Here is a 15,134-nt window from a genome sequence, read left to right as displayed (position 1 = left end):
TATGAACCAATTCCAACGCTATCAGCAAACGGCACTGTATATATCCGCCGAAGAAGGTACAGCCCTCAACTTCTTCGGATACTATTTACCTGAGGCTGCTACTTATCCGGACACGCTCAGCTACGCGGACGCCTGGTCCACACACATCGGACTGTTGCTATTCGTGAAAAGCACGCCGGAGGAAAAAGACCTGAAACGGTTAATGGACGCGTTGCAAAAAACGTTTCCCGCAGGAACACTCGCGCATACTTCTGTGGCCTGGGCTACAATAGGTGATGATATCAACTTTCAGCAACTGTTGCTGCAACCGGATAAGGAAAAAGGAATTGTGTTGTCCGCCAATTTTTCTGTGGAGATACTCAGTGCCTCATTTTTGTTAGCGGCAGTGAGCCCGGTAACGGCTACACTGAATGAATCGGCTACGCTGCAGGGACTCACCATTACCTACCCGCCCACGGCCGAAACTTCTGCGCCGGTGCCGGAGAAAAACGTGTTTATTCCCATTACCACCGATGCCCGCGGCTGTATACTGGCCGACATTGCGCAAAACGATGAGCAGCGCGGAGCATCCGTACCACAAAAAGGCTTTTATTCTTTCGTATCCAGGCCTGAAACACCCGGGAACTTTCAGGGCTGCTGCTATCCCCTGTTTGCCGCTACGCAGGAAGATGCGCCAACGGTTTACACGGGATATCATATGAAATATGACCCTATTGATCCCTACAATCCGAAGAGAACAAAATTTACTTACGCAGGCTTTGCGTATCAAATAAAAAAAATGGATGAGCCGCCGTATAACCAGGTGGAGATCGTGTCAGGCAATGCACTTGCGAAGCTCTCCAATTTCGGTTCCGTTTTTGGCGCGCCGGTAAAATTACTGCCGCTAACAGATACGGATCATCCGGCGGGCTATGTGCTGTGCGAATTGCCGCCCGGCTATGATATGCCTTATTATATGGCGCCGGAGGGCGATTTCCAGGTACTAACGGATACGACTACACCAAATCTGGCAGGTGGCTTATCCGGTACGGAATTCTTTACACTAACGGGTACGAATATATTACGTTTTGAGTCGGCACAGCCGGCCTGTGTACAACGTTTCCCTTTCGTACTGGCGTCGCCGGTAGCGGCCCCCAGTGATGCGCTGGCGTCGCCGTTTTCAGCGGCTTACTATACCTCCTGGGCTACCTTGTATACCCCATCCGCCGCGGCGGTGCCTTATGTGGCTCAACCTGCCGGTGCTTCGCTGTATGCAAAAGGCAAGGATGAAAGTACCGGTATACTGGACCCAACGAATATTGCCTTCTCATTTAAGGCAGATAAAAAACAGTTCTTCCCCCTGTTTCCCTACGCGGGTGTAACAGGCGGCACGCAGCCGCAGGATATGTCCCTGGCCGACATCACTGCGCTGGAAGCAATCGTAATATCTCCCCAAAGGCGACTTGCGATAACCAAACAAAGCTCTACAAATGCCCACCTGGTGAACGCGGCGGCCGCAGAAATAAAATATGCCACCACGCCAGGCGGCATTCTGGCTAAAACCACGCAAAGCAATGACGGTACCGCCGTTCAATGGAACCAGTTTCTCCTTGGGAAAAATGGTATGGACGAAATTGCATTCAACAATCCCAAAGAGGAGGTCATCACTGCGATGCAGTCCAGTGATGTGTTTTTAGTGGTCAGCAACACGGAATACCTGCAGGGCTTTGCCAACAAAGTTACCATAGGCGACTGGCAGTTAACCGTTAACACCGGTACCAATCAGCGTTATGGCGATTACCGCAACATCATCATTTTCAAGGGCCGTAAAGGAAAACTCTATGATCCGGACAACGTAGCCAATTGCCTGGTAGCCAATCCTAAAAAGTGGAGTCAGGCCAATGACTTCTCCATACCTCAAACAGGCGGCACGCCGGATTCAGGACAGCTGGTGATCCTTTCCAACTGGCTACAGGATTACTTCCGTGATGGCTGTGCCCAAACCAGCGATTACTTTGAGAAATTCAGAACGATTGCCACCAGCGAAACCTGGACGGGCATTTTGTTTTTACGTGTAGACATTACCGATATGCCGAAAAACCTCTCCGGTATTATCGCTGGTGTATCGGACCCTTCGGAGTTCAACGCGCATCACCTGGGAATTGAGGTGAGCCCGGTGGAGCTCAGCAGCGCCGGCATTCCGGAGCTGAAAAAGCCTTCCTCCTTTTTTGGTTTGATCTACTACCTGGACCCCGGATTTAAGGACACGATGCCTATTAAAGCCATTGCGCCCGGTTCCCTCACCAATTATGATTTCAAGCTGCTGGCACTGAAGGTACTGTTCGAGAATACAGCTGTAAAGGGGTTCGAGAGCTATGCACAGCTCACGTTAAACCAGTTGTTTGGTTGCAATGTGTCGCGGGTATATGACCCGGCTAACCTCTACAGAAACGTTTTGCTAACCGGTAACCTGCAAATCACGCAAGGGCAGCCGGTGTATAGTTTGAGCAGTAAAAATGATGATGCATTTTATCTCGACAATAACATCATCCATAAAGTAGAGATCACGGGAGCAGTGCTGAGTAGTCGCTCCAAAGCCAATGCAACCCAACAGGAAAGCTGGTTTGCACTGAATGGTTACATCGACTTCAACATACTAAAAACACCCGAAGGTGCAGTGTATGACCTGTTTTCGTTCGGAAATGATTCCGGGCAGGATTCGCTGCGTAAGGGCCTGAACTTCGCCAACCTGGGTATACGTATGCTGTATAATGATAAGGAGCCTGGAAAAAATAACCTCTCCTTTGATCCTGAAGAAATACGGTTTAACCCTGCACCTAATGTGAGTACCGTTCGTGCAACAGGGTTGTATAACCAGTTGCAGCTAGGCCTTGAAAACCTGGTAACGGCAGCAGAAAAAAAGACGCCGAAGGATAGCGGCTACCTCGATATTATTTCCGACATGCCGTTGGCAGGCCCTGGAAACAAAGGCTGGTATGGCTTACGGCTGAAACTCAACATGGGTACACCGGGCGCATTGGCAGGTAACATTGGACTGAATTCCTATTTGTTACTATCCTGGAGTGCGGAGAGCAAAGGAGAGCGCTATCAGGCAGGACTAGGCATTGCACTGCCCGGCAGCAACGGTGGTGGAAAAATGATTAGTCTGCAAACGGTGCTCACGCTGTCGATTGGCCAGATACGTTTAACACAGGCCGGTGACGAAGGACAAAAAAGTTTCATGCTGATATTTACAGATATCGCATTGAAATTCCTTGGCTTGCTGAAGCTCCCACCGAGTGGCAACACGCTTTTTTATTTGTTTGGTGACCCTGCTGCTCCGGGCGACAAACATGCCCTGGGCTGGTATGCGATGTATAAGCAAAAGCAGCCCTGACGTGATGAATACCCTAACGACCCTATTATCTAACCGATAAATAATTGATATATGTCTTTTCCCGATTTTGCATTTTTTGGCGCTACGATAGATACATCCAGACGTGAATTCTTAAAGGGAGGAATAGATCAGTTCAGAATATTTATCATACAGCAGGCCACCATCCGGTGCTTTATTCCCGGAGGCCCTAACTACGGTCACTATAGTGCACCGGTAAATATTATTCGTCGCTTCTGTGGTGATCAGTATGATACACCTCCAGGATATGACTACCGGGGAACGATAGAAATATATGTAAATGATAATGATGATATTCCCAAGATTTTTGAACTGCTGCCGGAGTTAGGCAACAAGCAGGCAGGGGGAAAATTAGGCCAGGCAACCATCAACATCATTAACCTGATGGATAAACCACCCTCCACAGAAATAGCCTTCGGCTTTGCAGGTGCCTGTGATTATATCAACGGTTTACCGGACGTTTCCTTCCTGGAAACTGATTTCCTTCCATTGAAGGTGAAAAGTTTTCTGATGTTGCAACCTTATAAGTGGAAGGTAAAGGCGTATGCCCAGCATGGACTCGATCCGGGCAATATCATCTTCTACAAAAAAGTTGAGATGGATTCTACGAATGTATATGCGCTGAATCTTGAATCAGGAAAAACAATATTATGTAGGGAAGGAAGTAGTTATCCCTATACCGATAAGGGCAACCTGGGCTGGTTGCCACCGCTGCATGTGGCCGACCGGAGTTTTGCCTTAACCATCCAGGACCTCAATGATACCGACTGGACAAATATCATTGCGGTAGCTAAAACGGAGGATGACAAAGCGCTCCTACGCATGTTGCAGGGATTTACAACCGGAACAAAAGTCACAGATTTTGGAATCGTCCCCATTTACGGCGTCATCTATGATAGCACCAAAGAAGTAGAATCTTTCTTCAGAAAACCCGCCAGCGACCGCCTTGCACTGGCCTTGGCCAGCGTGCATACCGCCTTGCGGGATGGTGCTACCACAAAAATAAAAAGGCCGGTACTGTTCAATTTTAGTGCCTATAAGGCCGGCTCCAATGCAGCCATGAGCATGAAAAAGGTGACCAACATTGCCAATGGTGGCAGAACGGCAAATGAGGAAGTTCTAAGGGCCATCACATCACCGGATTCCACACAACGACAACTACAGATAGCGGCCGACCTCACGTATACAAACAGGAGGAACGCATTTAATACAGAACCGGAAATTGTAGTAAAGGCAGTAGAATTCTCGGAGGCAAATGAAAGCCTGGAGCAACTACTGACCTGGCTCAAAGGAAGCGCCACACGCGTTTTACTGATTCAGGCAGGACGTGTGCCCTCCAACGTGTTCAATTACCTGTTAAGCGTAACTGGACAGCTGCCTATATTTGAGGGCCAGAATACAGCAGTACCGGCTATCACGACAGGAAAGCCTTATATTCATACGGAAGGATATACCGCCATCGGTACAGCGAATAATTATGCGCCGGGAAATGTGGGGGATAATGATGCAAGCGCTTTGATCGCCCGTATTCAAAACGCTGCCAACCAGATCCAGGCGAACCTTGACACCTGGCCTGCCAGCGTAGCCCAACAACCCAATAATATCCTTTCAACCTTTATCAATAGCATTGATACCGACGAAGTCAAAAACTACTTTGGGTCAGTACAGGAGTTTTTTCAAAAATCTTTCAACGACAAAATAGTAATTGGTAGTTCCACCTTCATCAATATTTATAAAACCGTGTTCACCTCACAGGGTAAATCAATTGCAGCTAATGAACCGAGTCCATTGGAAAAGCTTTTCAATGACATCAAAGCGGCAATTGCCGGCAGCGGTAAAGTGGACCTGCTGGGTGTTATTTTTCCTTCAGGTGGAATAAATAAAACTTTCAAATCACTGGTAGCACCTACCGGTGGTCAGCTGATTATTACTGATCCGGCGGTAACCTCGCGCAATAATGAGGCGGGACAAATAGAAGCAGTTATACTCAAAGGCAATTCCAATGCCTATGGCATAGATACTACCGCTACGCTCAATTTTACGGTGCAATATGAGGAGATGACCTGTGACGCTACCTTCACCGGTAAGGATGAGTGGAGTATGGATGGCATTCCCTGGATTGTATTCACCTCCCCCACCTTCCATGTAACAGCGTCCAATGGTGACATGCCACCGGGCGGCTACATCAGCGTTATCTTAAAAGATACCGACCTTACATTGAAGTTGAGTTTGCCGGATGCACAAGGCCTTGCCACCGGCTCTGGTACTTTTGACAAACCCGCTTCCATTTCCACTTTCCTGGGATTTGTAGGCGGTATCAACCTGGAAAATTATGTACCCGAAGCCGTTCAAAAGCTCGCTAACATTGGCGTAAAGGCCATTTCGTTTACCTATAATTCCAATCTGAAAATCATTGATTCGGTAAGTGTCCGCATCGGGTCGCCAGATAAATGGCCACTGATCAGCAACCTGGCCATAGACAATGCCGATGTGCTCATCACAATTATAGCGCCCGGTGATCTGAAGAATAGAAAAATATCCGCCGCTATGCGTGGCGAACTCCTGATAGGCACAGGGGACAATCCCCCACGCATTGCCGTAGGCGCACAGATACCAGCGCTGCGATTCAGTGGTGACCTGATCAGTCCTCAATTACCACTCACCAACCTGCTGCAGATCTTCTGGCCCGGGGCCTCCCCTTCCTGGCCTGACAATACTGAACCGGCAATCACCGCACTGGCAATCAGTTACGATACTAACAACGGCGCCTACACGATTGACACCACACTTCAACTGGATTGGCCGATTGTGATCCTGGGCCGTACAGTGCTAACCATAGAGTACCTCTCTCTGGCGCTCAACGGTAACAACTCCTCTCATACGGGCAGCCTCGTTGGTTCCATTGTTATACTCCCTAAAGGCGCAAATATCGGCATGCTCCTTACCGCGAACTATCTCGGCAAGGGCAACGGCTGGAAATTTATGGCACAGCAAACTTCCGGCGTTATAAAGTTGGTGGACTTCATGCGCGATTACCTGCAATGGGAAATAACCAAAGAATTTGACATCAACATCGATGGCCTCGGCATTGAAATTGAAACCGCTACTAACTCCTGGCTGTTTACCGCCAAAACTGCGGACCCAATTAAAATACCGGGCGTGGACCTCTCGCTGGACCTCAACCTGAAACTCGGTTACAACGGCGGTACCAAAAGTTTTGGCGGCGTAGAAACGATTCATGGCAAAGCACAGGTACCTGTTATCACCCACCAGCAACGCGTGGTATCACTGGCCTCCTTACTACAGGCCGATCCGCCGGTGACCGGTTATTTCGGCACCGGGCAGGCAGATATCATTTGGCAAAACATCAGCCTCACCGTTTACTATAACTTCGATCCGAAGGTTAAAAAATTTGGTATTAAGTGGGGACCGCTGGAGGGAGAAATTATCACCACTACGAACCCGGATAAAACCACTGCTACCCTTCGCTTCACGCAGTCCACCACCATTGGCAGCATGGTAGAAACCATGGTAGAATGGGCTACCGGCAGCAAATTCAGCTTAGGTGCACCCTGGAATATCCTTGATTCCATTGCACTTAACAACCTCGTGCTCACGTTTAACTTTACCGATAAACAGGTAGGCCTCCAAATAGACCTGAACCCGATCAACATCGGATTGTTCGGCATCAACATCGCTACCATCACCGGCTTTAAACTCAGCTATAATTCCGATCAGCCTGACCCGAATCAAAATGGTGTACAGGTACAATTGCTGGGAAGCTTCCTGTGGCAGCAGGATAAGAGCAAGCCACTGGGCTGGGATGCATCCAAACCGGAAACAACACCGGCGCCTCCCGCACAGGGAAATAAATACCTGGACCTTCGGATGCTTGCCCTTGGGCAGCACGTGGATGTACAGGGGCTGTCCAGCGCCACCAGCATATCGCAGGCAATTACCATCATGGAAAAACTGCCGGATACGCCCAAAGGCAAAGTGCCGCCGGTGAAACTGAGTGCCAACAGTGGCTGGCTGACAGGTATGGATTTCGGGCTGGTTCGCATCAGCGAAGATCCGCCGCCAAAAGCAAGCGGACAAGGAGTGATGGCACTGGCAAGCGATTATGTATTCAACCTCCAGGTTGTATTTGCAGACCCTAAGCTATACGGTCTTCGTATAGCCCTTAACGGTGATGCCGCCAAAGTGCTCAAAGGCTTACAGTTTGAAATTATGTACCGGCAGATCAGCCAGTCGGTAGGGGTATACCAGTCAGAGATCACGCTGCCTGACATCATGCGCAATATCCGGCTCGGGCAATTCAACATTACGTTACCTGTTTTCGGCATACAGGTATATACCAACGGCGATTTCCAGGTGGACCTCGGCTTCCCGTGGAACACTGATTTCTCCCGGGCATTTACCCTGCAAACCATCATATTTGTGCCGGCACCCATACCGGTAATGGGCTCCATAGGCCTGTACTTCGCGAAATTGTCCAGCGCCACCACTACCAAAGTACCGGCATCTAAAAAAGGACTATTTAACCCCGTAGTGGCCTTTGGCGTAGGCTTCCAGATAGGTGTGGGCTATGAATTTAACCTGGGTATACTCAGTGCAGGATTTAGCCTTACCGTGGCGGCCATCATTGAAGGTGTGCTTGCCAAATGGAATCCTTACCTGCCAGCCACCAGCAGCCAGCGGGACCGTATCGAAACAGATTACTACTTTTCCATCCGCGGTACGGTGGGCCTCATCGGCAAACTTTACGGCACGGTGGATTTTGCGATCATAAAAGCCAGTGTAAACATAGAAATCAGCATTACCGCACAATTCTATTTTGCACCGTACGAACCCGTAGAACTGGCGCTCACGGCCAAAGTAACTGCGTCGGCGAGTATCAAAATCCTGTTTATCAGCATCAGCTTCAGCTTCTCCCTGCGTATACAGCATCACCTTACCTTGCCAGCCGTGGGAGGCACTGCTCCATGGGCCGATGGCACACAACAGTTGTCGCTGGCACAACTGCGCCGCCATGAGCGTGCAGGCATGGCCGTTAAACTCCTCCAACACAGGCTCCTGGCTGCTAACCTCACTTTTAACTGGGACAACCTCCAACCAGCCGCTACTCCGGCGGAACTCACCGCCTACCTCGCTTTAGGCATTACTGCAGCCAGGGATGAAAATGAGCAATCCCCTACCCTGGCCGCACAGCAGGCATGCGCGGTAGCTATGCTGATGATGGAATCCGTAAAAGCGCCCCAGGATGATCAGCACAGCAGCAGGCTAAAAGCCTTGAAAACGGTTGCTGACAGCGCGTTTGAACAGGTTGCCAAACAGGTGTTCCGCTGGGTGATTGCCGCGTTGCAGCCGAACCCGGTTACCGCAGCGGAGGTGGATCAGCTGATCGTAACACGCGAAACGCTGGAAACCGCACTCGCTTACTTAAGCTCCGCTGAAAATCCGATACCTGTACCGGAAAAGGACATTCTTACCTTTATGGAGCGGCAGTTTAAGGTGGTGGTCCATAAACCCGAAGGCAACAACGATGACAACGAACTCAGTGCTACCTACTTCCCGATGCTGCCATCCATAGGCTTTTCCATACAACGCAGCGGTGATCCGGAACCACTGGCTTATACCTACGCGGCATACAACGCCACCAGCACCGATTACCTCGCCGCGTTGCGGGTGTACTTCAATGAATTAGCGGTAGAGAAAGCGGGCAAAAACACCGCCTACAAAGCCTTCCGGCTCAGTGATGACGACGGGCCTTCCATCGGCAGCTTTATATTTGCCGACTACTACGCACTGCTGGCTAAGCAGATGCTGGAAATGGCCAGCAACTCGCTGAAGCGCTTCGTATATCCGATACAGAAAGATCAGACTACAGGCGACATTATCAAATGGGTGAATGATACCGGGAAGCTCTCTAACGGAGCCGACTATACGTTGGAGAAATTATTTGAAGACAACAAAGCGCATACATTAACGACCGATAGCAGCATTACCATCAACGGCAGCAGCTATGTAGTGCAAACGGGCGACAACTTTAGCTCCATCGCTGCACTGGCGCTGTATGGCAGCGCATTTACAGCAAGAAGCCTGGCACTGCAAAATCAGCAGAACGGGGATATCCTGAAAGCAGGTTTATCGGTTACTTATGACACGCAGCCGGCGTATACGATATTGCCGCAGCAGTCGCTGGAAAACATTGCGAAGCACTTCGGCCAGACGGTGACCGTGGAGGAGCTGCTGGACAAAAGTAATATCCTTACCCTGAAAGATTTGTTGCTGCCGGCCACTACCCTGCAACTGCCGGAATTCGTTTACAAAACGAAAGACAAGGATAACCTGAATGAAGTATCTACGAAGTTCGGTGTAACAATGGCACAATTGTCCGCCATTGCTGCGAACTTAACCATTAAGAACCTGTTTGCCACTACTGAAGAAGCAGACCTGGACATTGTGCAGCTGCCGCAATTCAACGTGGGTGCGCTGATACAGGAAATACAGTTTACCCAGGGCCTACAGCACTTATCCGGGCTTACTTCCCGTTATTACATGGCTGGCCTGCGCCTGCCAACGAAAGGGTTGTCGCCCAAATTTGCGGGTATGTGGGTGACGGAAGATAAGGATGGCTACAAGCTCCCGGATGCTGCGGGACTGTTCGCGCTCACCGGGCAGCAATTCCAGGTGCCGGTGCTAACCACAGGCAAAAGTATTGCGCTTACCTTCAGCAACAATGGCAGCAAGTGGATCAGCTTCGACAACCAGCCTAAGCTGGATATCACTATCACCCCAACATCCGTTCAATACCAGGAAGCAGTGGCACTGACAGCCTTTGCTACCAAAAACTACCTGGATGTGGACCTGGTATCCTTAGGCGTTCCGCCGTTGTATACGATAGAGCCCAACAATTATACTTTCAACTCCGACATTACCTGGGCTTCCCCGGCGGCCATCAACATGCCTTATGCAGGTACCGCCGGAGACCAGCAACAACTGCGCCTCTGGAAGATTCCTGATGCGCTGCTGCAGGTACCGGACCCGAATACCCATCAGCTCAACCCCTACATGACGCTTCAACTGGGCACCTACGATGAGGCTACCCAGCAAATGCATGAAGCTCCTTTTAACGGGTATGGATGGGCCACCAGGATTGATTTTACGATTCGTCGCATTGTGCCGGTACCCGGAAGTCCTAACTCCGCCTCCACGTATGAAGTAGGCGGTGCCGATGGCTTCAATACCCTGCTGCTGGAAAAACTGGTAAACCAGGTAGGTGCCAATGATACCTGGATTGATAGTTTGCATATTGCCTACGCGCAAAGCAGCGACTCCACAGCCGGTGGCGGTATTCAAACGGATAACCCGGATGAACTGACCATAGGCCTGGCGCAGGTAAACCTCACCACCGTTACGGCGCCGCATGTAGGAGCAGACAGCCGGAATCAGTTAGCAGGTTCACAACACCTGGTAACTCCTACTACGTTTATCCGTTTACTTTGGGAGGCTAGTATTACCAGTCAGGGTGGCTATTACCTCTATTACAATAACAGTATAAGCGGTGCTGGCCTGCCGGATCGAATTTTCGATAACCAGGGAACGGCCTTCGTATCACTGATTGTAGTGTTCAGCAACGCTAACCGGAATCAGCTATTCAGTTACATGAATACGCTGGTAACTGCACCCGCAGTAGATTTCACGGCGCATACGCTGTTTGCAAAAACGCTCATGCAACATGTGGAAATAAAGGCAGATGCCAATACCAGCCTGGCAGGCATTGCGCAGGACTTCTTTGCTGACATCGACCAGGTAGCGGACGAGAACAAGGATGTGCCATTAAGGACAGGTGCTACCCTGACCCTGACCGGTGGGGTGTACATGGTAGGCACCCAGGCGCCGGGGGGCTTACTGAACGACATTGCCACCTGGTTTGAAGTAACATCCGCATCTCTCAAACAGGCCAACCCGCAGGTCACCAATTGGGACAACCCGCTGGAAGTATACACCGCACTTTATATTCCGGACCACCAGCTGGTAGTGGGCACCGGCAAAGGTGGCAACACGCTGGCCTCTATCGGTGCTTATTACGGTATATCCCTGTCAGGCCTGGCAGTGGCCAACAGGCAAGTGAGTGGCCTGTTTGAACTTACCAAACCGGTAACGTTTAAGAGCGGTCCGCTCAGCAGTCAAAGTACCGTGAAGCAAAATGAAATGGCCATAAAGGCGGTACGCAAGGTACCGGCTGCAGTGCCAGCGAAACCTGGTGACAAAGACTTTGCGCTGATCTTCCTGCAAAATAATTTCTCCCTGCTGGGATATCACGTGGCAGACAATGCCTTCTTCCGGCAAAGCCATATCAGCATGCCGGTATGCCCGGTGATACCGGAAGGCAAAACCAGCAGCAATAAGAAGTTTGCGGTGCCTGGTGCTACAGATGTATGGCAATACACTGATTCGTTAGGATATATTACGCTGTTAAAAGAAGTGAAACAAAACCAACTGGGTGCACCGGACAACAAAAACAATCCTTACCAGGGCTTAGGGGATTTATTGCAGATCCATTACAGCTGGCAGGATTTATATGGCAACTCCCTCCTCACAACACTGGACAACAGCCAGGATAACAAGCATCCGAATAATGCGCCCGTGCTGATTAAATACAATGATACACTGATAGGGCTGAGCAGATGGCCGGCTGTGAGCACTAACTGGCAGGTGGTTAAAACCGGTACCCAGCCTGCGCTGAACGTACTGCTAAACTTTGATGCTGCTTCCTACGATGGCTTACTGAAAGTGGAAGTGGTGAATAACACCACGCTCACAGCGGTGTTCACCAACCTGCTTGATGAAACAGCAGCCACTAACAAGGCCAATTACAAGTTTAGTCCCGAAGTGGAAGTGGATATGATCACCCTCAACGCCGACAAGCAATCCGTACAGCTTTCCGTGAAGAATTTGCCGGAAGGCATTGATATCTCCCTACAGGTAAAAGATATACTGAGTGCTGATAAGAAGAAGAGTTATGAAGGGGCGGCCAGCTTTTCTACCAACACGGCAATACCTGCTACCTCCAATATCATCAGCAAGGCTGCGGGTGATAAGGCATTGTATGAACAGATATGGTATCAGCTCAATGATAAAAATGGTATAGGCCTGAGCGTTAGTACCAGCCTGCTTCCTAACCGTGAGCTGGCGTTAGATCCTGATCAGACCAAGGCCCTGGTGCAAACATGGATCGAGGCTATTTACCAGTATTTAGATAACAGGGCCGCTGGTAAAGCAACCGGAGACGTGCCGGCGTTGCAGCATATCATCACTTTTAATATTGACCCGGCCACTGTTGAAACAAAAGATATCTTCCAGCTTACCCTCAATTTTATTATAGGTAGACGTCAGCTTGCGCTGGCAGAAAATTCCAACGAGGCTATTTTAGTCGCCCGTACGGCCATTGCTCCCCTCTCCGATTTAGCGGCGGGTAACGGCAATAACTATACGAAGTTTGTGAACGACTTTGAAGCAGCCTTCGCCGGTAGCCTGGAACTGCGCGTGGCCGCGGGTGTAGACCGGTTCGACTCCGCCGTAACAGCGGGATCAGTGTTATGGGTAACGCGGCTAAGTACATCAGCAACAGCTGCCGTACCTTCACTGGGTTACGCTATTAACCAGGATGCAGGTGCAAAATTATTTGCGCCCCGCCCCGTGGCCAATCAGCTGATCAGCAGAACCAATGTGCCTATCGCGCCGTTTGATTCGTCCAGCGCGCCGGTGAACAGGGACTTTATTGACGTCGACATCAATCTCTGGTGCAGGCAGGTATTCGAGAACTTTGATGAATTGCTGAGTCCTGCTTTTGTGACCAGCATTCAGATCATTGATCTGAAAAATAAAGCGGTTAGTCCTGGTGCTACCAACTACTTTGAAAAGTTGATTGGGCAGAAAGAAGCTTTTGCCAACATCCTCAAAGACCTGATGGTACCTGTGTTTGCGAGTGAGGAAGGGTTGGACCCGAAAAATATCCGGGAAGATTTCAGGCAGGCGTTGCTCGTGCAGTTATCCAATGCCTACAGTGTGCAATCCGGACTGGAGTTTACAGCCGATGTGTTTGAGAATAACCTGAATGAGCCGGCATTTCTTTATGGAAATGTGGAACAAGTGGTGGGAGAAAATGAGCAACCAATTCCTAATCTGCAATTTACTGCACCTAAGATCAACCTTGCGCCGGACAAGCAGGCGGGGGTACGCTTCCTGCTTTCTTCGCCACAGATCATCAAGGGAACGGGCGGAGAAGTGTTGTCGCGTCTGGACCTGCAACTCGCTTACACGGCCAGTTCCATTGAACACCAGATTGGAGAGTTGCCGGGTATTAAGGATTACAAGGCCTCCTCCTGGCTGCAGTTCTTTAGTAAGAACAGTAGTATACTGGCATCGCAGCAGCTATCCAAATTACCGGTGCAGGTACCGCTGCCGCTTAATGTATTCCCTCCGGTGCCTGGTATGACCAGGCAAAACGGTGAGCTGTCCAGCAGTGGCAGCACTGCTCCATTGGCCGACTTACTGGACTGGAACTACCTGTTTTCGTATAGCCAGGCATTTCACTATCCGCAGGATATCCTTCACTTTAGTGTGCGGTTTAACCTGGTGACCGGTGAAGTGAATAAACTGACCGGCTTACCGGATGCATTTAATGCGCTGGCGCAATTTATCAGCGTGGTGCCTGCCATTAATGAGGCGCTGGACAAGCTGCAACTCATTACCATGAGCAGCACACCGCAGGAGGTTGCCGCTGCTACTGCCACCTTGAAGGCTTATACTGACCTGACAGGCAACATCATCAAACAGGCTGGAAATCAGGGTTTACAGGTAAAACAATTTGATCCGCGTAATATCACAAGCGTAGAAGGGCCCTATAATTTTGAAGTGAAAGAAGGCATTGGAACAAACGGTGAACTGGTGATTTCAGTAGGTGTTACTGCCGATGTGATCCAGGCTATTGGCGTACCGGTGGTGGACCTCGAAGGCTACACCAGAAATGATTATACCGCGGAGCCGCATAGTTACTACTATACTAATGCTGCAGGCCCGCTGAAAGCTGCTGTAGGTCAAACCATTCCGGGCCGCACGGTAAAACTGAAAAACCTGAATATCCTCGGTCGCCAGGATGCAGCGGTTTCGGTGTATCTCGACAGGAATGCGGAGCTGGTGCCGGGCAAGCCTACCAATAATGCCTTCGTATATACGACGGGCTCGGTGGAATTTCCGAATTACTATTATCCTAACTTTGCGCGCACGGAGGAAATCAATATTGCTACCATCACCGGCAAACCAGTTAAAGCAGATTTACAAACGCAGCTCAATAACCTGTTTGATGCCTTGCTGGTGAAGAATAAGCAGTCGAAGCTAAGTTTCAGTGTGGTGGGTACCTACCATTACCAGGTAAACCCGGCGGGTAACACTATTCAGCTGCCAGTGATGATGCAACCAGGTAAGACCTTTGACCTGGGTCAGCATCCGGACAAAGCACCTGCAGGTATGATCGCTAACTGGGTGAAGGTGATTGACCAATGGCTGAAAGATTATAATCCCGGAACGGCTAATGCTGCGCTGAACTTCAACCTCACGATTTTCTCGAATCTGACGGATGAACCGAAGCCACTGATTCAATTGACGAGTTTGTATTTGAATATGGTGGATATAGTGTAGAACGTGGTTGACCTAACAACAATGCCAGGTAAGG

Annotated in this window: 2 protein-coding genes; both read left to right on the top strand. The window is 49.9% G+C overall.

Features of this window, described 5'->3' with window-relative positions; all coding sequences use genetic code 11:
* Nucleotide 1: 1 nt before the first annotated feature.
* The gene (locus BUB18_RS29620; RefSeq protein WP_073079863.1) at nucleotides 2-3,376 is read left to right on the top strand and encodes a hypothetical protein; all 3,375 of its coding nucleotides are present in this window, start codon (nucleotides 2-4) and stop codon (nucleotides 3,374-3,376) included.
* Nucleotides 3,377-3,427: 51 nt separating this feature from the next.
* A complete protein-coding gene (locus BUB18_RS08405) occupies nucleotides 3,428-15,100 on the top strand; it encodes a hypothetical protein (RefSeq protein ID WP_073079861.1) in 11,673 nt (3,890 codons plus the stop codon).
* Nucleotides 15,101-15,134 lie beyond the last annotated feature (34 nt).

It is taken from the genome of Chitinophaga jiangningensis, assembly GCF_900142605.1.
GTDB lineage: Bacteria > Bacteroidota > Bacteroidia > Chitinophagales > Chitinophagaceae > Chitinophaga > Chitinophaga jiangningensis.
This window is presented reverse-complemented; position numbering and strand designations above follow the sequence as displayed.

Excerpts from the sequence above, each read along its gene's own strand:
- BUB18_RS29620 (WP_073079863.1), top strand. The coding sequence starts at position 2 with ATGAACCAATTCCAACGCTATCAGCAAACGGCACTGTATATATCCGCC.
- BUB18_RS08405 (WP_073079861.1), top strand. The coding sequence starts at position 3,428 with ATGTCTTTTCCCGATTTTGCATTTTTTGGCGCTACGATAGATACATCC.